General features: G+C 72.8%; 19 protein-coding genes. 11 read left to right on the forward strand and 8 right to left on the reverse strand.

Features of this window, described 5'->3' with window-relative positions; translation table 11 throughout:
* Nucleotides 1-151 precede the first annotated feature (151 nt).
* On the reverse strand, nt 152-928 hold the full coding sequence (locus KJS59_RS10390; protein WP_213452520.1) for an LLM class flavin-dependent oxidoreductase: 777 nt from the start codon (nt 926-928) through the stop codon (nt 152-154).
* Between the two features lie 68 nt (nt 929-996).
* On the opposite strand from KJS59_RS10390, the gene KJS59_RS10395 reads away from it, so the two are divergent.
* From KJS59_RS10395 to KJS59_RS10410, 4 genes are all read left to right on the forward strand, one after another.
* Nucleotides 997-1,908, forward strand: a complete 912-nt coding sequence (locus KJS59_RS10395; protein ID WP_213452522.1) for an ABC transporter ATP-binding protein — start codon at nt 997-999, stop codon at nt 1,906-1,908.
* The gene (locus KJS59_RS10400) at nt 1,905-2,741 is read left to right on the forward strand and encodes an ABC transporter permease subunit (RefSeq protein WP_213452524.1); all 837 of its coding nucleotides are present in this window, start codon (nt 1,905-1,907) and stop codon (nt 2,739-2,741) included. The genes KJS59_RS10395 and KJS59_RS10400 overlap by 4 nt, the downstream gene beginning before the upstream one ends.
* Before the next feature lie 149 nt (nt 2,742-2,890).
* On the forward strand, nt 2,891-6,715 hold the full coding sequence (locus tag KJS59_RS10405; RefSeq protein ID WP_213452730.1) for a multifunctional oxoglutarate decarboxylase/oxoglutarate dehydrogenase thiamine pyrophosphate-binding subunit/dihydrolipoyllysine-residue succinyltransferase subunit: 3,825 nt from the start codon (nt 2,891-2,893) through the stop codon (nt 6,713-6,715).
* An 11-nt stretch (nt 6,716-6,726) separates the two neighbouring features.
* Nucleotides 6,727-6,909, forward strand: coding sequence for a DUF6104 family protein (locus tag KJS59_RS10410; RefSeq protein WP_213452526.1), 183 nt, complete (start codon nt 6,727-6,729; stop codon nt 6,907-6,909).
* A 25-nt stretch (nt 6,910-6,934) separates the two neighbouring features.
* On the opposite strand, the gene KJS59_RS10415 is transcribed toward KJS59_RS10410, so the two are convergent.
* Nucleotides 6,935-7,108, reverse strand: coding sequence for a hypothetical protein (locus tag KJS59_RS10415; RefSeq protein WP_213452528.1), 174 nt, complete (start codon nt 7,106-7,108; stop codon nt 6,935-6,937).
* A gap of 97 nt (nt 7,109-7,205) precedes the next feature.
* Here KJS59_RS10415 and KJS59_RS10420 point away from each other — a divergent pair, with 97 nt between their 5' ends.
* Both KJS59_RS10420 and KJS59_RS10425 read left to right on the forward strand, forming a co-directional pair.
* Nucleotides 7,206-9,446: an MMPL family transporter gene (locus tag KJS59_RS10420; RefSeq protein WP_213452530.1), complete on the forward strand. Its 2,241-nt coding sequence runs from the start codon at nt 7,206-7,208 to the stop codon at nt 9,444-9,446.
* A 61-nt stretch (nt 9,447-9,507) separates the two neighbouring features.
* Nucleotides 9,508-10,431, forward strand: coding sequence for an alpha/beta hydrolase family protein (locus KJS59_RS10425; RefSeq protein WP_213452532.1), 924 nt, complete (start codon nt 9,508-9,510; stop codon nt 10,429-10,431).
* On the opposite strand, the gene KJS59_RS10430 is transcribed toward KJS59_RS10425, so the two are convergent.
* From KJS59_RS10430 to KJS59_RS10440, 3 genes are all read right to left on the reverse strand, one after another.
* On the reverse strand, nt 10,414-11,367 hold the full coding sequence (locus KJS59_RS10430) for a zinc-binding dehydrogenase (protein ID WP_213452534.1): 954 nt from the start codon (nt 11,365-11,367) through the stop codon (nt 10,414-10,416). The genes KJS59_RS10425 and KJS59_RS10430 overlap by 18 nt on opposite strands.
* 25 nt (nt 11,368-11,392) lie before the next feature.
* Nucleotides 11,393-12,568, reverse strand: coding sequence for an NAD(P)-dependent malic enzyme (locus KJS59_RS10435; protein ID WP_376771152.1), 1,176 nt, complete (start codon nt 12,566-12,568; stop codon nt 11,393-11,395).
* Between the two features lie 136 nt (nt 12,569-12,704).
* On the reverse strand, nt 12,705-12,998 hold the full coding sequence (locus KJS59_RS10440) for a S26 family signal peptidase (protein WP_283775763.1): 294 nt from the start codon (nt 12,996-12,998) through the stop codon (nt 12,705-12,707).
* 90 nt (nt 12,999-13,088) lie between these two features.
* Between KJS59_RS10440 and sodN the strand changes: the two genes are divergently transcribed.
* From sodN to KJS59_RS10455, 3 genes are read left to right on the forward strand one after another with little or no spacing between them, the layout of a single operon-like run.
* Nucleotides 13,089-13,496 (forward strand): superoxide dismutase, Ni, encoded by a 408-nt coding sequence (sodN, locus tag KJS59_RS10445; protein WP_213452537.1) that lies wholly within the window; start codon nt 13,089-13,091, stop codon nt 13,494-13,496.
* The gene (locus KJS59_RS10450) at nt 13,493-14,053 is read left to right on the forward strand and encodes a GNAT family N-acetyltransferase (RefSeq protein WP_376771150.1); all 561 of its coding nucleotides are present in this window, start codon (nt 13,493-13,495) and stop codon (nt 14,051-14,053) included. Before sodN ends, KJS59_RS10450 begins: the two co-directional genes overlap by 4 nt.
* Nucleotides 14,046-14,453 (forward strand): ATP-binding protein, encoded by a 408-nt coding sequence (locus tag KJS59_RS10455; protein WP_213452734.1) that lies wholly within the window; start codon nt 14,046-14,048, stop codon nt 14,451-14,453. Before KJS59_RS10450 ends, KJS59_RS10455 begins: the two co-directional genes overlap by 8 nt.
* A 10-nt stretch (nt 14,454-14,463) precedes the next feature.
* On the opposite strand, the gene KJS59_RS10460 is transcribed toward KJS59_RS10455, so the two are convergent.
* Together KJS59_RS10460 and KJS59_RS10465 are read right to left on the reverse strand one after the other, a co-directional pair.
* Entirely contained in the window at nt 14,464-15,219 is a 756-nt protein-coding gene (locus KJS59_RS10460) for a FadR/GntR family transcriptional regulator (RefSeq protein ID WP_249714031.1), read from the reverse strand.
* A gap of 41 nt (nt 15,220-15,260) precedes the next feature.
* Nucleotides 15,261-15,812 carry a hypothetical protein gene (locus tag KJS59_RS10465; RefSeq protein ID WP_249714032.1) on the reverse strand — a complete coding sequence of 184 codons (552 nt, stop codon included), beginning with the start codon at nt 15,810-15,812 and terminating at the stop codon, nt 15,261-15,263.
* 44 nt (nt 15,813-15,856) lie between these two features.
* Between KJS59_RS10465 and KJS59_RS10470 the strand changes: the two genes are divergently transcribed.
* A complete protein-coding gene (locus KJS59_RS10470) occupies nt 15,857-16,783 on the forward strand; it encodes a diacylglycerol/lipid kinase family protein (protein WP_213452539.1) in 927 nt (308 codons plus the stop codon).
* A gap of 404 nt (nt 16,784-17,187) precedes the next feature.
* The gene (locus KJS59_RS10475) at nt 17,188-17,442 is read left to right on the forward strand and encodes a WhiB family transcriptional regulator (protein ID WP_213452541.1); all 255 of its coding nucleotides are present in this window, start codon (nt 17,188-17,190) and stop codon (nt 17,440-17,442) included.
* Between the two features lie 131 nt (nt 17,443-17,573).
* Here the strand turns inward: KJS59_RS10475 and KJS59_RS10480 are convergent, their stop codons facing one another.
* On the reverse strand, nt 17,574-18,326 hold the full coding sequence (locus KJS59_RS10480; protein WP_249714033.1) for a sirohydrochlorin chelatase: 753 nt from the start codon (nt 18,324-18,326) through the stop codon (nt 17,574-17,576).
* Nucleotides 18,327-18,342: the final 16 nt, after the last annotated feature.

Consider the following 18,342-nt stretch of genomic DNA (forward strand, 5'->3'; position numbering starts at 1 on the left):
AAGCGCGCCACCCTCCGGTCGAGTGTCGGCCGACGGAGGGCGAGGTGTCGATCCCGTAAACGTCTTACGGTGGCTGCGTTGGCGGGTTACTCGGGCAGCCCACCGGGGCGCGAGTTGAGCGTCGCGGTTCACGGGCACCGCTGGAACCTGATCAGACCGGCGGGCCGGCGGCCACCCGGGTGAACGCCTCGGCGAGCGGTCCACGCCGCCAGGTGAACGCCTCCAGCCACCAGGTGAGGCCGGCCGCCGCGTAGGGCGCCACCACGGAGCCGTCCCGCGAGGCGCCCTCCATCGCCACGTCCTTGCCGGGGCCGACCAGGTCCACGACGGCGCGCAGGAGGTCGGGTGGCGGCGGGTTGGCCTGGTCGTAGCCGGCGAAGGTGGGCACCACGCCGTCCCAGCGGGCGGCCCGCCGGAAGCCGGCCCGGCGCGGCCAGCGGCCCGCGCACCAGATCGGGATGCGGGCCGCCGGCAGCATCGGGCCGCCGTCGACGGGCCGGCCCGACCAGGCGCCGGAGAGGAAGGCCAGCCCCTCGTCCAGCCGCGTGGCGCGGGCGCGCAGGTCCGGGTCCTCGCCGAAGGCGGCGTACTCGGCGTCCATCGAGCCCAGGCCGGCGCCGAAGATCACCCGGTCCGCGCCGGCCAGCGCCGCCAGGGTGGCGACCTCGCGGGCGACCACCTGGGGCCGGCGCCGGGGCAGCGCGGTCATCAGGGTGCCCAGCCGGATCCGGGAGGTGCGGGCGGCCAGTGCGCCGAGGACCACGGTCGGGTTGGCGACCGGCCAGTCCCGGTGGTGGTAGAGGACGTGGTCGTTGATGAAGAATGCGTCCCAGCCGGCCCGCTCGGCAGCCTCACCCAGCGCGACGAGGGCGCGCGGGTCGCCGAATTCGCCGGCGTTGGCCGCGCAGATACCGTAACGAACAGTCACGGTGGGAGCCTACGACCGGGCTTTGACCCGGCTGCGATCATTGGGCCGCTACTACGGAAAGGGGAGCGATGTCCGGGGGACGGATCGTCGTGGCCGGGCTCACGAAACAGTACAAAGAGCTACGGGCGGTCGACAACCTGTCGTTCAACGTGGAACCGGGCCGGATCACCGGCTTCCTGGGGCCGAACGGCGCCGGGAAGACCACCACGCTGCGCATGCTGCTGGGTTTGGTCAAGCCGACGGCCGGCACGGCCACGCTTGACGGCCAGCGGTACGCGGATCTGAAGGATCCGCTGCGGCACGTGGGGGCGGTGCTGGAGGCGTCCAGCGCGCACAAGGGGCGCAGCGGCATCAACCAGCTGCGCGTCATCTGCGCCGCGGCGGGGCTGCCGCGCGGCCGCGCCGACGAGGTGCTGGCGCTGGTCGGTCTCACACCGGCCGCGAAGCGCAAGTTCAAGGGGTATTCGCTGGGCATGCGCCAGCGGCTGGGGATCGCCGCGGCGATGCTCGGCGACCCGCGGGTGCTGATCCTGGACGAGCCGGCGAACGGCCTGGACCCGGAGGGCATCCGCTGGATGCGGGACCTGCTCAAGGGGCTGGCCGCCGAGGGGCGCACCGTCCTGGTCTCCAGTCACCTGCTGTCCGAGATGGAACTGCTCGCCGACGACCTGGTGATCATCGCCGCCGGCAAGCTGATCCGGCAGGGCCCGCTGGCCGAGGTGATGGACTCGATGGGCGACATCGGCACCGTCCGGGTCCGCACGCCGCAGGCGGAGGCGTTCGCCAAGCAGCTGACCGAGCAGGGCGCGACCGTGACGCCCGCCGAGGGCGGGCTGCTGCGGGTCTCCGGCCTGGACGCGCCGGCCGTCGGCCGGGCCGCCCTCGCCGGTCAGGTGGAGCTGCACGAGCTGACCACCGAGCGACCCGACCTGGAGCGGGTCTTCCTGGAGCTGACGGCGGGGAAGGCGGGCATCCGATGAGGCTGGTACGGGCCGAGCTGGTCAAGATCCGCACGACCAACGCCTGGTGGTTGTTCACGCTCACCGCGGTGGTGCTGGCGGCGCTGACCTTCCTGCTGAACCTGGTGAACACGAACTACCTGCTGGACCACACCGATGCGCTGACCGAGGGTCTCGGCCCCGAGCAGCAGCAGGCCATCCTGGCGCAGCTCAAGCCGGATGTCATCGCCGCCAACCTGGGCACGTCCGGCCAGTTCTTCGGGCTGCTCATCGTGCTGGTGATGGGCGTCATGGTGGCGACCACCGAGTTCTTCCACCAGACCGTGACCACCACGTTCATGACCACGCCGCACCGGTCCACGGTGATCGGGGCGAAGCTGGTCGCGTCGGCCCTGCTCGGCGCGTTGATCTGGCTGGTCACGTCGGCGCTCACCATACCGGCGACGCTGATCTACCTGGCCAGCCGGCACCTGGACGCCGGCCTCGGTGACGCGTCGGTGCTGCGGGCGTACGGGCTGAACCTGCTCGCGTACGTGCTGTGGGCGATCTTCGGGGTCGGGTTCGGCGTGCTGCTGCGCAGCCAGATCGCCGCGACGGTCACCGCGATCATCCTGTACCTGGCCGGCTACATCGGCGCGTTGATCATCTTCTCCGTGCTGGAGAACTGGCTGGGCTGGGAGTGGATCCAGAAGCTCCAGGTGATCGTGCCGTCGCTGGCCTCGCAACTGATGGTCACCAACGCCGAGCTACCCGGTAGTCCACCGCAGTGGCTGGGCGCGGTGGTGCTGATCGCCTACGCGGCCGTCTCCGGTGTGGTCGGCACGCTTATCGTCCGGACCAGGGACGTCTCCTAATCTGGTAAGGGGCGGGCGCCGGATGATCGGATACCGACGCCCGCCCGTCCGGGTGCGTGCCGCGGGCGCACCCGCCCTGGGCTCGGCGTAGCCTAGAAGCCGACTTCTCACCCCAGGACAGCAACCGCGTGGAAGAGGCGATACGGGACGTGTCCACCCAGCAGACGTCGCAGGAGAACCCGCTGGCCGGTTTCGGCCCGAACGAGTGGATCGTCGAGGAGATGTACCAGCGCTACCTCGCCGACCCGGCCAGCGTCGACCCGGCCTGGCACGACTTCTTCGCGGACTACAAGCCGGCGCTGGACAAGCCGGACGGCAAGGCCGCCCCGGTGACCCACACCCAGGCCAGCGCCGCCACCGCGACGGCCAGCGCGGCCCGCGCCGGCACCGACGCGCCCGCCGCGAAGGCGGAGGTGAAGGCGGCGGCACCGGCCAGGGCGGCCGCGCCGGCCGCGCCCGCCAAGGCGGCGCCGAAGCCGGACGCGGCGCCCGCCAAGGCCGCACCCGCGACAGCGCCGGCCGCGGCGAAGCCGGCCGTCGAGCCGAAGGTGCGCACCGAGGGTGGCCGGGCGCCCGCGCCGAAGACCCCGCAGTCCGGGGGCGCCAGGACGATCCCGCTGCGCGGCGTCGCCGCCCGGATCGTGCAGAACATGGACTCCTCGCTCCAGGTGCCCACCGCGACGAGCGTCCGGGCGGTACCGGCCAAGCTGATCTCCGACAACCGCATTGTGATCAACAACCACCTCACCCGGGGGCGCGGCGGCAAGGTCAGCTTCACGCATCTGATCGGGTACGCGCTGGTCAAGGCGCTGGCCGAGTACCCGGAGATGAACAACTCGTACACCGAGGTGGACGGCAAGCCGGCGATGGCCGAGCCGGAGCGGGTGAACCTGGGCATCGCGATCGACCTGCGCAAGCCCGACGGGTCGCGCACGCTCGTGGTCCCGTCGATCAAGGGCTGCGAGCGGATGGACTTCCGGCAGTTCTGGCAGGCGTACGAGGATGTCGTGCGGCGGGCCCGGCGCAACGAACTGACCATGGACGACTACGCCGGCACCACGATCTCGCTGACCAACCCGGGCGGCATCGGCACCGTCCACTCGATGCCGCGGCTGATGGCGGGCCAGGGCACGATCATCGGGGTCGGCGCGATGGAGTACCCGGCGCCGTACGCCGGGATGAGCGACGAGACGCTCGCCGGGATGGCGGTCAGCAAGATCATCACACTGACGTCCACCTACGACCACCGGATCATCCAGGGTGCCCAGTCCGGCGAGTTCCTCAAGGCCGTGCACGAACTGCTGCTCGGCGAGCACGGCTACTACGACGCGATCTTCACGGCGCTGCGCATCCCGTACGAGCCGGTGCGCTGGGTCCGCGACGTGGCGGTCAACTCCGAGAGCCAGATCAACAAGACCGCCCGGGTCATCGAACTGATCCACGCGTACCGGGTGCGTGGTCACCTGATGGCCGACACCGACCCGCTGGAGTTCAAGATCCGCCGGCACCCGGACCTGGACGTGCTGGAGCACGGCCTGACGCTGTGGGACCTGGACCGCACGTTCCCGGTCGGCGGCTTCTCCGGCCAGCAACGGATGAAGCTGCGCGAGGTGCTCGGCGTGCTGCGCGACTCGTACTGCCGCCGGGTCGGCGTCGAGTACATGCACATCCAGGACCCGGAGGAGCGCCGCTGGATCCAGGAGCGAGTCGAGCGCAAGTACACCAAGCCGGACCGGGCCGAGCAGAAGCACATCCTGAACCGGCTCAACTCCGCCGAGGCGTTCGAGACGTTCCTGCAAACCAAGTACGTCGGGCAGAAGCGGTTCTCGCTGGAGGGCGGCGAGTCGCTGATCCCGCTGCTGGACGAGGTGATCCAGGCGTCGGCCACCGGCGGGCTGGACGAGGTCGTCATCGGCATGGCGCACCGGGGCCGACTGAACGTGCTGGCCAACATCGTCGGCAAGCCGTACGAGAAGATCTTCTCCGAGTTCGAGGGGCACCTGGACCCGAAGTCCACCCAGGGCTCCGGCGACGTCAAGTACCACCTGGGCATGACCGGCAAGTTCACCACCCCGGACGGCGAGCACGCGACCACCGTCTCGGTGGTGGCCAACCCGTCCCACCTGGAGGCGGTGGACCCGGTCATGGAGGGCATAGTCCGGGCCAAGCAGGACCGGCTGGACCTGGGCCTGGAGGGGTACACCGTGCTGCCCGTGCTGGTGCACGGCGACGCGGCGTTCGCCGGTCAGGGCGTGGTCGCCGAGACGCTGAACCTCTCCCAGTTGCGCGGGTACCGCACCGGCGGCACGGTGCACGTGGTCGTCAACAACCAGGTGGGCTTCACCACCGCGCCCGAGTACAGCCGCTCGTCGCTGTACTCCACCGACGTGGCCCGGATGATCCAGGCACCGATCTTCCACGTGAACGGCGACGACCCCGAGGCCGTGGTCCGGGTCGCCCGGCTGGCGTTCGAGTACCGCCAGACGTTCACCAAGGACGTGGTGATCGACCTGGTCTGCTACCGGCGGCGCGGGCACAACGAGGGCGACGACCCGTCGATGACCAACCCGCTGATGTACCAGATCATCGACGCCAAGCGCAGCGTCCGGAAGCTGTACACCGAGGAACTGATCGGCCGGGGCGACATCACCGTCGAGGACGCCGAGGAACTGCTGCGCGACTACCAGGCGCAGCTGGAGCAGGTGTTCAAGGCGACCCGGGACGCGGCCACCTCGTCCCGGCCGCGCGGGCGCAGCCGGCAGCCCGAGCCGGAGCCGGTAGTGAAGACCGCGATCGAGCCGGCGGTGCTGGCCGCGGTCGGCGAGGCGCACACCAACCTGCCGGAGGGGTTCACCCCGCACAAGCGGATCGTGCAGCTGCTGGAGCGGCGGGCCAAGATGGTCACCGGGGGCGGCATCGACTGGGCGATGGGTGAGCTGATCGCGTTTGGCTCGCTGCTGAACCAGGGCGTCACGGTGCGGCTGTCCGGTCAGGACTCGCGCCGGGGCACGTTCGTGCAGCGGCACGCCGCCATCTTCGACGCCCGCACCGGCGCCGACTACCTGCCCCTGTCGGCGCTGGTCGAGGCGCCGGCCGGCGGCGGCCAGCCGGCCCGCTTCTTCGCCCAGGACTCGCTGCTGAGCGAGTACGCGGCGATGGGCTTCGAGTACGGCTACTCGGTGGAGAACCCGGACGCGCTGGTCCTCTGGGAGGCCCAGTTCGGCGACTTCGCCAACGGCGCGCAGTCCATCGTGGACGAGTTCATCTCCTCCGGCGAGGTGAAGTGGGGCCAGCAGTCCTCGGTGGTGGTGCTGCTGCCGCACGGTCACGAGGGCCAGGGCCCGGACCACACCTCCGGCCGCCCGGAGCGGTACCTCCAGCTCTGCGCCGAGGACAACATGCGGGTGGCGAACGTGACCACCCCGGCGAACTACTTCCACCTGCTGCGCCGCCAGGCCCTGTCGCCGAAGCACAAGCCGCTGGTGGTGTTCACGCCCAAGTCCCTGCTGCGGCACAAGCTGGCCGTCTCCCAGCCGGCCGACTTCACCACCGGCACGTTCCAGCCGGTCCTGGACAATCCGGGGATCAACGGCACACTCCTGGATCCGGGGAAGGTCAAGCGGGTGCTGCTGTGCACCGGCAAGGTCTTCTACGACCTGCTCCAGGCCCGTGCCGAGCGGGGCATCACCGACACGGCCCTGCTGCGGGTCGAGCAGTTGTACCCGCTGCCGGTCGAGGAGCTGCGCGCGGCGCTGGAGCGGTTCCCGGCGGCGGACGACTTCGCCTGGGTCCAGGAGGAGCCGGCGAACCAGGGTGCCTGGTCGTTCATCGCGCTGAACCTGCTGGAACACCTGTCCGGGGTCCGGCTGCGGCGGATCTCCCGGCCGGCCGCGGCGGCGCCCGCGGTGGGTTCGGCGAAGCTGCACGACGCGGAGCAGGCGGCCCTCATCGAGGCCGCCCTGCCCCGGCCGTAGGCGGGTGCGGCGTGTACTTCACCGACCGTGGTATCGAGGAGCTGGCCAGCCGGCGTGGCGAGGAGACCGTCACGCTGGACTGGCTGGCCGAGCGGCTGCGCGACTTCGTCGACCTGAACCCGGAGTTCGAGACGCCGATCGAGCGCTTCGCCACCTACCTGGCCCGGCTGGACGACGAGGACGACGACTTCTGACCCGCCAGCCGAACGCGACGACCCGTCAGACGAACGCGACGTAGAGGACCAGGGCGAGGGCGGCCAGGGCGACGATCACCGCGCCGACGATCGCCACCTTCTTGACCCCCTCGGCCGGGTCCTTGCGCGGCTCGGGTTGCTCGACGAACGCGCGGAACTGCTGGGTGTTGCCGGCCGGGTCCGGTTGCTGGGAAGACATGCGGTTGACCCTAGGGCATCGGGTAGGGGCTACCCCACCGCCAACACGGGTGTGCGCCGGATCGTGGTAGTCGATCACGCTCCGTAGCGTCGCGGGCATGACAACGGAGACGATTCCGCCGCCGCCGGCGATCCGGCCGGAGCCCGACGACCGGCACCGGCACCGGCGGCCGGGCAATCTGGCCGCCACCGTGGCCCGTTTCAGCGCCCGGCACCGCTTCCTCGCCGTCGGCGGGTGGCTGGCGTTCGTCGCGCTGGCCACCGCCCTGATGGTGACCCTGGGGACCCGCTCCGCCACCGACGCGGACTACGGAAACGGGGAGTCCCGCCGGGCGGACCAGATCATCGCCGGTGCCGGCTTCGCCGACCGGGCCGGCGAGATGGTGATCGTGCACAGCGACGCGCTCACGGTCACCGATCCGGCGTTCCGGGCGGCCGTGACCGAGGCGATCGCCGCGGTGCGTGGTACCGGTGCCGTGGAGAACGTCCGCTCCCCGCTGGAGCCGGAGGGCGCGGCGCTGGTCTCGGCGGACAGGCACTCCGCCCTGGTGGCGTTCGACCTGGCCGGGGACGCGGAGACGGCCGAGGACCGGGTCGGCCCGGTGATGGACGCGGTGGCCGGCGTCCAGGGCGCCCACCCGGACCTGTACGTGGGCGAGTCCGGCGCGGCCAGCCTGGACAAGACGTTCAACGACAAGCTCAGCGGGGACATGCAGCGGCTGTCCATGCTGTCGATCCCGGTGACGCTGGGCATTCTGATCGTGGCCTTCGGGGCGCTGCTGGCGGCGGTCCTGCCGCTGGGGCTGGCGCTGACCGCGTTCCTCGGCTCGCTGGGGCTGCTCGCCGTGGCGAGCCGCTGGGCGCCCGCCGACGACACCGTCACCCACCTGATGCTGCTGATGGGCCTCGCGGTGGGCGTGGACTACTGCCTGTTCTACCTCCGGCGGGAGCGCGAGGAGCGGGCCCGGGGCGCCGGTCCGGAGCGGGCGCTGGAGGTCGCCGCGGCCACCTCCGGGCGCTCGGTGCTGATCTCCGCGATCACGGTGATCATCGCGATGGCCGGGATGCTCCTCACCCGGGACACCACGTTCATCAGCCTCGCCACCGGCACCATCCTGGTCGTGGCCACCGCCGCCGCCGGGTCGATGACCGTGCTGCCGGCGATCCTTTCCAAGCTCGGGGACCGGGTGGATCTGGGCCGCGTCCCGGGCCTGCACCGGCGCCGGGCGGCGAACCCGGAGGCCGGCGGGCGGTTCTGGCGGGCCGTGATGCGGGCCGTGATGCGCCGTCCCGGCCTGTCCGCCACGCTGGCCGGGGGCCTGCTGGTGGTGCTGGCGCTGCCCGCGCTCGGGATGCGCACCGCCCAGCCGGGCATCGCCGACATCCGGCACGACCAGCCGGCGCTGATCGCGTACGACCGGATCGAGGCCGCCTTCCCCGGCGGCGCGGACCCGGCGAAGGTGGTGCTGCGGGCGCCGGACGTCGCCGCCGCGCCGGTCACCGCCGCGATCGACCGGTTCCGCGCCCGCGCCCTGGCCACGGGGCAGGTGCACGAGCCGATCGCGGTCGAGGTGAACCCGGCGGGGACCGTCGCCGTGATCAGCGTCGGGCTCTCCGGCAGCGGGGGCGACCGGGTCTCCGAGCGCGCCGTCGAGGCGCTGCGCACCGACGTCATCCCGCAAACCCTGGCCGGGCTGCCCGGCGCCGAGGTGGCCGTCACCGGCAACGCCGCCGGCTCGGTCGACTTCAACCGGGCCCTGGACCGCAGCGTCCCGCTGGTCTTCGGCTTCGTCCTCGGGCTGGCGTTCCTGCTGTTGCTGGTGTCGTTCCGGTCCCTGGTGGTGGCGGTGACCGCGATCGCGCTGAACCTGCTCTCGGTGGCCGCGGCGTACGGCCTGCTCACCGTGGTGTTCCAGCGCGGCTGGGGCGAGGGCCTGCTGGGCTTCACCCCCACCGGCGCGATCACCAACTGGCTGCCGCTGTTCCTGTTCGTGATCCTGTTCGGCCTGTCGATGGACTACCACGTGTTCGTGCTGAGCCGGATCCGCGAGGGGCACGACCGGGGCTGGCCGACCCGCCTGGCGGTCTCCCGCGGCATTCGGGGCACCGCCGGGGTCATCACCAGCGCCGCGGTCGTGATGGTGGCGGTGTTCGCGCTGTTCGCCACCGGGTCGCTCACCACGATGAAGGCGATGGGCTTCGGCCTCGCCTCGGCGGTGCTGATCGACGCCACGGTGGTGCGGGCCGTCCTGCTGCCCGCCGTGATGGCGCTGCTCGGCGAGCGCAACTGGTACCTGCCGCGCTGGCTGCGCTGGCTGCCCCAGCCCCGTCACCACTGAGCCATACCGGAAGGACGGCGGCCGGTGGTCGATGTCCGCCGCAGCGGGTCAGAATCGCGTGATGCGCCGACTCGCTCTGGCGGGGCCGCTGGCCGCCGCGCTGCTGGCCGGGCTCGTCGCCTGCGGCGACGAGCCACCGGTCTCCACCACCACCGCGCCGCCCACGGCACCCAGCGCGGCCGCCCCGACTCTCAGGCCGATCACCGGGACCGCGCCGAGCCACGCCTTCGACGTGGCACAGCGCAAGCTCCTGGTGCAGCGGGACGGGCGCAGCATCCCGGTGACGGTCTGGTACCCGCAGGGCCCCGGCCCCTTCCCGGTGGTGCTGTTCAGTCACGGGCTCGGCACCTCCCCGGTCGACTACCGGCCGCTGCTGATGCGCTGGGCGCGGGCGGGCTTCACCATCGCGGCACCCACCTACCCGCAGACCAGCTCGGGCAGCCGGCAGATGAACGTGCTGGACGTGCTGAACCAGCCGGCGGACGCCAGCGCCACCCTGGACCAGGTCTTGGCACTGAACCGGAAGGCCGGCGACCCGCTGCGCGGCCGCCTGGCGACCGACCGGGTGGCCGCAGCCGGCCACTCCGCGGGCGGGATCACCACGGTCGGGCTGTTCACCGTCGCCCGGGATGACCGGCTGCGCGCCGGGGTGGTCCTGGCCGGCAGCTCACTCGGCATGGGTCTCACGTACGCCGGGGCGCCCGCACCAATGCTGTTCGTGCACGGGCAGCGGGACACGGTCGTCAAGTACGCCGACGGCAAGGCCGCGTTCGACGCGGTCCCATGGCCCAAGGCGATGCTGACGCTGCCCGCCGCGGGCCACGGCGAGGCCCTGCTCAGCAGCGAAGACGGGGCCTTCACGGCGGTCGCCGACACCACCCTGGACTTCCTGCGCTGGTCCCTCTACGGCGACGCCGCCGCCAAGCGCCGGATGACCCAGGACGCCGGCTCCGGCTCGGTGGCCCGGCTAGACAGCCGCCTCTAGGACGATCTTGCCGAACACGTCGCCCGCGGCGAGCCTCGCGAACGCCTCCCGGGCGGCGTCGAACGGCAGCACCGAGTCCACGATCGGGCGCAGCCGGCCGGCGGCGACCAGGTCGAGCAGCGCGACCAGCTCCTCCCGGCTGCCCATCGAACTGCCCAGGATCTCCAGTTGCATGGCGAACACCCGGCGCAGGTTCACCGCCGCCTCGGCGCCCGTGGTGGCGCCCGAGACGACGATGCGGGCGCCCGGCGCCGCGCACTTCATCGAGTGCTCGAAGGTGGCCGGGCCGACGGTCTCCACCACCACCTGGACCCGCTCCGGCAGGCGCGCGCCCGGCTCCAGCGCCGTCGCGCCCAGCGCCGCCACGCGCTCCCGCTTGGCGGCGTCCCGGCTGGTCGCGTAGACCCGGGCGCCCAGCGCCACGCCGATCGCCACCGCCGCGCTGGCCACGCCGCCGCCGGCGCCCTGCACCAGCACCGCGTCACCCTCGCCCAGCCGCCCCCTGGTCACCAGCATCCGGTACGCGGTGAGCCAGGCGGTCGGCAGGCAGGCCGCGTCGGCGAAGGACACCGTGGCGGGCTTCGGCACCAGGTTCTCCCGGGGCACCGCCACCCGCTCGGCGAGGGTGCCGGGGTGGCGCTCGGACGGCAGCGAGTACCCGCGCGGGTCGCCCGGGTCCGGGATGACCGGGTAGATGACGACCTCGTTGCCGTCCGGGTCCACCCCGGCGGCGTCCGTGCCAAGGATCATCGGCAACTGGTTCTCGCGCAGCCCCACCCCGCGCAGCGACCACAGGTCGTGGTGGTTCAGCGAGGCCGCCCGCACCCGCACGGTCACCCACCCCGGCCCCGACGGCGACGGCTCGGGCGCGTCCCCGACGGTCAGCGCGGCGAGCGGGTCGGCGTCATCGAAGGCGGTGGCGAACGCGGCACGCATGGTTGCCGACGCTAGCAGCCGGCCGCTACCGCCCGGTACGGCAGACGCCGTCGCGCCGGGCGGCGTCGGCCACGGCGGCGGCGACCGCCGGGGCGACGCGCGGGTCCAGCGGGGACGGGACGATCGCGTCCGGGCGCAGCGACTGCGCCACGACGGCGGCGATGGCGTCCGCCGCGGCCAGCTTCATGCCCTCGGTGATCCGGGTGGCCCGCGCGTCCAGGGCGCCCCGGAAGACGCCGGGAAACGCGAGCACGTTGTTGATCTGGTTGGGGAAGTCGCTGCGGCCGGTGGCGACCACCGCCGCGTACCGGGTGGCCACCTCCGGGTGCACCTCCGGGGTGGGGTTCGCCAGCGCGAAGATCACCCCGCCGGGGCTCATCCGGGCCACCGCCTCCTCCTCGATCCGCCCGCCCGACACGCCGACCAGCACGTCCACCCCGGCGAGCGCGTCGGCGATGCCGCCGCCCCGGTGCGCGCCGTTGGTCAGCGCCGCCAGGTCGGCCTTGGCCGAGCCGGGCGGCAGGTCGGTGCGTTCCGGGCCGAGGATGCCGCGCGAGTCGCTGACCACCACCGCGCCGGGGTCCACCCCGCCGGCGATGAGCATCTTCGTGACCGCCACCCCGGCCGCGCCCGCACCGCTCACCGCCACCCGCAGGTCGCCCAGCTTGCGGTCGAGCAGGCGGGCGGCGTTGCGCAGGGCGGCCAGCACCACGATCGCGGTGCCGTGCTGGTCGTCGTGGAAGACCGGGATCGGCAGCGCCTCGTCCAGCCGGCGTTCGATCTCAAAGCAGCGCGGCGCGCTGATGTCCTCCAGGTTGATCCCGCCGAACGAGGGGGCCAGCGCGGTGACCACCCGGATGATCTCGTCGACGTCCCGGGTGTCGAGGCAGACCGGCACCGCGTCGACGCCGCCGAACTGCTTGAACAGCACCGCCTTGCCCTCCATCACGGGCAGGGCGGCGCGGGGCCCGATGTCGCCGAGGCCGAGCACGGCGGTGCCGTCGCTGACCACGGCGACGGTGTGACCGGCCCAGGTGTACTCGTCGGCGAGCGCCGGGGCGGCGGCGATGGCCTGGCAGACCCGGGCCACGCCGGGCGTGTAGGCCAGGGACAGATCCTCGCGGCTGGTCAGCGGGACGGTGGCGGCGACGGCCATCTTGCCGCCGCGGTGCAGGGCGAAAACGGGATCGGCGGTGTCCATCGTGGACGGTGCCATGGGAAGCTCCTGGGTGTTGACGAACGAGGTCGGCCGGCGGCGCGAGGTGAGCGCCCGGCGGCGACGTGTCACGGGGATCACCCGGGCGGCTTCCAGCATAGTGGGACGGCAACCGGCCGGGTCAGCGCACCCGGCCGGGGCGCGGCCAGTACCGCAGCACCACCCGGCCCGCCACGTCCGCCACCCCGTACGCGCGCGAGTCGTCCGCGACCAGCGGGTTGTCTCCCCGTACCCACCAGCCGCCGTCCTGAACGCGCACCGCGCGCTTGACCACGAGCAGATCCGGGCGGGACCGGAAGCGGGCGATCACCACGTCACCCGGGCGCACCGCGCGCCCGGCACGGCGGACCAGCACCGCGTCGCCGTGCCGCAACGTGGGCGCCATCGAGGGTCCGTGCACCAGCACCGCGTACACCGGTGATTTGCCTCCCTAGTCCCTGCCCGGGGTATCCCCTCGGAGTAGGGTCGGACCTGGATCATCGCAAACATCCACGAAGGAGTCTCGATGCGACTTCCGCGCATACTGACGCCGCGCACCGTCGCCAGCGCACACTGCGATCTGCCCTGCGGCGTGTACGACCCGGCGCAGGCCCGGATCGAGGCCGAGTCGATCAAGGCCATCTGCGAGAAGTACCAGGCCAACGAGGACCCGGAGTTCCGCACCCGCGCCCTGATCATCAAGGAGCAGCGGGCCGAACTGGTCAAGCACCACCTGTGGGTGCTGTGGACCGACTACTTCAAGCCGCCGCACTTCGAGAAGTACCCGCAACTGCACGCCCTGTTCAACGAGGCCACCAAGCTGGCGGGCGGGGGCGGCGGCGCCAAGGCGTCGACCGACCCGGCGGTCGCGGACAAGCTGCTCGCCAAGATCGAGGAGATCTCGAAGATCTTCTGGGAGACCAAGCAGGCGTGAGCCCACCCGCCCGCGGCATCATCCGGCCGGCACGTCCCTCGGACGTGCCGGCCGTCGTTCGGATGGTGCACGACCTGGCCGCCTACGAGCGCGCACCGGAGCAGTGCCACCTCACCGAGGAGCGGCTGTCGGCCGCGCTGTTCGCCGAGCGGCCGGCGGTGCACGCGCACCTGGCCCTGCTGGCCGGCGAGCCGGTGGGCTTCGCGCTGTGGTTCCTCAACTTCAGCACCTGGGAGGGCGTGCCCGGCATCTACCTGGAGGACCTCTACGTCAGCCCGGCCGCCCGCGGCACCGGCCTGGGCCGGCGGCTGCTGGCCACGCTCGCGGCGCTGTGCGTCGAGCGCGGTTACCGGCGGCTGGACTGGTGGATGCTGCGGTGGAACCCGGCCGGCGACTTCTACGCCACCATCGGCGCCAAACCGATGGACGAGTGGGTCCCGTACCGGCTCAGCGGGGCGGGGCTCGCCGAGCTTGCCGCGCACGCCGCGCCGGATGGGCGGCCAGCCGGTAGAGTCCCGAGCCGGGAGGAGGCCCCCGGTGACCCAGATCATGCCTGACCCGACGATCCGCGAGGACGTCGTGCTGCTGACCGTGCCCGCCGACGGTGGCTACCTGGCGGTGCTGCGCACCGCCACGGCCGGGCTGGCCGCGCGACTCCAGTTCGCCCTCGACGAGATCGAGGATCTGCGGATCGCGGTCGACGAGGCGTGCGCCATGCTGCTGGCGATCGCCCGCCGCGACGTGGACCTGCGCTGCCGGTTCGTGCTCGCCGACGACACGCTGACCGTCCAGGTGACGGTGCCGATCGTCCCCGGCGCCCACCTTCCGGCCACCACCTCGTTCGCCTGGAAGGTGCTCACCGCGCTGACCACCGAGGCGGGCGCCGAGACGAGCGGGGACGAGGCCACCATCCGGCTGCTCGCCCGCCGGGTCGAGCCGCCATCGCCGGCACCCTGACGGCCACGGACTACCGGGCGGGCACGAGGTCCGCGTCGACGTAGACCGTGCTCAGGTACTCCACGTGGACGCGGGCGACGGCCGCCGCCCCGGCCCGGTCCCCCGCCTCCACACAGCGCAGCAGCTCCCGGTGCTCCCGGTCCACCCGGTACCAGAAGCCGGCCGGCGCCAGCTCGCCGAGCTGCCGCTCGTTCGCCAGGTTGTACAGCGGCGTCGCGATCATCTCGTAGAGCGCGTTGCCGGTCGCCGCGATCATCGCCCCGTGGAACCGGCGGCGCGCGTCCAGCTTGCGCTCCAGGCTGTCGTTGGCCGGGTCGAACATCGCCGCGGAGAGGGCCGCCAGGTGGGGGCGGGTGCGCCGCTGCGCCGCCAGCTCGGCCGCCGGCACCTCCAGCAGCCGGCGCATCTCGAACAGTTCGGCCGCGCCCACCGCGGCGTTGCTGATCATCAACTGCACGCCCGTGGACAGCGCCTCGGCCAACTGGTCCGGCCGGGGGTGCGAGACGAAGCTGCCCCCGGTCACCCCGCGGGTGGTCACGATCAGGTGCTGGCTGGCCAGCAGGCGCAGCGCCTCCCGCACGGTGCTGCGACTCAGCCCGGAGCGCAGGCACAGTTGCGGTTCGGTGGGCAGCCGGTCGCCGGCGCGCAGCCGACCCGAGGTGATCTGTGCCCGTAGGTCGTCGGCGAGGACCTGGTACGCCGGCGCGCGGACCGTATGGTCGATGACCGCCACAGGTGCCTCCCCCACGTTCGCAAGCTCGGTCACGGCGCTCAGCCTAGGGGCACGCGGGCGCCCCGGCTGCCCCCTCACCCGTTCGCGGCACCATCCGCGAGACCGAGCGCCCGCGCCGTGGGTGGCGCCATCAACAGGGCGATCACCGCCAGCGCCGGTACCGCCACCAACACACCCAGCCACACCGCGCCGGTGCTGAGCAGAGAGTAGCCGACCGGGGCCAACATCAACTGGAGCGCGATGGCCAGACCCCGCACGCCGCCCCGCCGCCGCGCGAGCGCCCGGGCGAGCGCGCCGAGCACCACCGCGTACAGGATCGTGAAGCCGGTCAGGAACAGGGCGGCGCGCAGGTCGCCGGCCTCGCCGGTGGCGTCCTTGACGATCAGGACCACGCCGAGCACGCCGAGCGCCACCGCCTCGACCGACAGGCCCGCCACCGCGGCCCGCAAGGTCAGCGGCAGCGCCCCCACCGCCGGCCGCTCCGCGGCCGGGGTCCGGCCGCCCTGCTCCGCCCGGCCTGCCGCGCCGTTGGCGCCCAGACTCTTGCCCGGGCGGGCCTTCCCGCGCTGGGCCTGGGCGCGTCGGCGCTGGTCGGGGCGGGGCGAACGGTCAGCGGGGTCGGTCACAGCCGGGAACTGTACCCGCGCCGCCCGGGAGTACAGTGCCGGCCATGCGCGCGCTCCTGGTGGTTAACCCCAAGGCCACCACCACCAGCCGGCGCAGCCGGGACGTCCTGGTCCGGGCGCTGGGCACCGAGGTCGACCTGAGCGTCGAGTACACCGCCCGGCGCGGCCACGCCACCGACCTGGCCCGGCAGGCCGCCGGCGACGGCCTCGACCTGCTGGTCACCCTGGGCGGTGACGGCACCGTGAACGAGGTCGTGAACGGCATGATGGCCGTCGGCCGCTCGGCCGGCGACCGGCCGGCGCTGGCCGTGGTCCCGGGCGGCTCCACGAACGTGTTCGCCCGGGCGCTGGGCCTGCCTCGGGACTGGGCCGAGGGCACCGGCATCATCCTGGAGGCGCTGCGCTTCGGCCGCCGCCGGGAGATCGGCCTGGGCCGCGCCGACGACCGGTACTTCACGTTCTGCGCCGGCTTCGGCCTCGACGCCGAGGTCATCCGGCGGGTGGAGCAGGCCCGGCGCAAGGGCCGCGTCTCCACGCCCGCCCTGTACCTGCGCGCCACCGTCGCCCAGTACTTCGTCGGGGCGGACCGTCGGCACCCCGCCATCACGCTGGAGCGCCCCTCGGAACCGCCGGCGGGTGAACTCGGAACGGTCGTCGTGCAGAACACCGCGCCCTGGACGTACCTCGGCGACCGGCCCATCAATCCGAATCCCCGGGCGTCGTTCGACCTCGGTTTGGACGTGATGGCGCTACGCGCGCTGCATGTGCCTAGCACAACACGGACCGTGATGCAGATCCTGTCCCGTCGCCCCGACCCGCACGGGCGACAGGTGCTCAGTCTGCACGACTTGTCCGAGTTCACTCTTGGTGCAAGCAAGCCGGTCGCCTTCCAGCTGGACGGGGACTACGTGGGCGAGCGGGAGAAGGTGCAATTCGCTGCCGTTCCGGCCGCGTTGTCGGTAGTCTGCTGAGGTGGCGGCCCTGCTCAAGAGCCACTTCGCGTAACCAGCCCCGGCCTTGGGCGTTGGTACTACCGGGTACTCGAGGGCCCACCGCAGGAGAAACGCCGCTCGTCACCACGGGTCGCGGGCACCCGGCCGGCCGGGTGGAATCGGACAAAAGCCCGGTGAGGTCGCTCACCCACGCCGAGTTTTTGCGCCCAGAGCCCTTGACATCGCGGCAGTTCGTGAAAGTATTCACAAGCGATATCACTACGGAGCGTCGTTCGGCCTGCGGCCAGGGCGGCCCCACACAAGGCCTGCAAACGCGACCGGCCCGCCGAATTATCTCGGCTCAGCCGGACTACGCGGACGCATAAAGGGAACAGCAACACCGCATTTACTCGCACCGATCACAAACAAGGAGTGTTGCCGCCATGGACTGGCGCCACCGTGCTGCCTGCCGCGACGAGGACCCCGAGCTGTTCTTCCCGATTGGGACGTCCGGCCCGGCTCTCCTGCAGGTCGAGCAGGCCAAGGCGGTCTGCCGGCGGTGTTCCGTGACCGACGAGTGCCTCCAGTGGGCCCTCGAGAGCGGCCAGGACGCCGGCGTCTGGGGCGGGATGAGCGAAGAGGAGCGGCGCGCCGTCAAGCGCCGCGGCGGCCTGCGGGTCCGCGCTCACTCCCTCTGACGAGGACCGCACGACTCACCACCACACGAGCATCGACGCCCCGGGGCCAACCCCGGGGCGTTCTGCTTCCCCGCCGATCTTGGATTTGTGGTGGTACACAAAGGCCACATACGCGGCAGTTCGGGTGGGGGTCAGCGGGCGGCGTCGGCGCGGGCGAGCACCAGGGCCGCGAGTTCGCGGGCGTCCGTGAGCGGCTCGGCGCAGGCCAGCGCGCCCGCCGAGCGGGCCGACCCCATCACGGTGGCGTAGAGGCGGCCGGGCGCGAGGAAGTACGCCGCCGCCACGACCCGGCGCGCCCCCCGCGCCCGCAGGGCTTCCACCGCCTCCGCTCCCGTGGGGGCCGAGGCGGAGGCGTACGCCACCTCGCACGGGACGTCGAGGGCCTCTCCCAGAGCCGTAGCGACCTGGGCGACCGTCCGGCGTGCCGCGGCGTCCCGGGTGCCGGCAGCGGCCAGCACAACGGAGTCGTACGGGGTGTTCAGGGCGGCCACCCGCCGGCGCAGGGCGGCGACCAGGTGCGCGGGCACCGCGCCGCCGACCGGGCCGAGCACGTCGGCCAGGTGGACGGGCAGGCGCAGCCCGCCGGCGCGGGCGTCGGCGAGGCTTCTCGGAATGTCCACCCGGCCGTGGAACGCCGACGTCAGCAGCAGTGGCACCAGGGTGGCGCGGGGCGCCCCAGCACGCTCCACGGCGGCCAGCACGGCCTCCGGGCGGGGGACGGTGTGGTCCAGGTAGGACGCCCGCACGTCCAGGCCGGGGCGGGCCGCGGCAACGGCCCGCACCAGCGCCCGGGTGGCCGAGGCGGCAGCCGGGTCCCGACTGCCGTGCGCCACGAGAACCACCGGCGCCGGATGCCCGACGCCGGCGGTTCTCACCCCGGCCACGGAAGCCACCGCCGCG

Origin of the sequence: Rhizomonospora bruguierae (assembly GCF_018397995.1) — a bacterium.
In the GTDB taxonomy this organism is placed as follows: Bacteria; Actinomycetota; Actinomycetes; order Mycobacteriales; family Micromonosporaceae; genus Rhizomonospora; species Rhizomonospora bruguierae.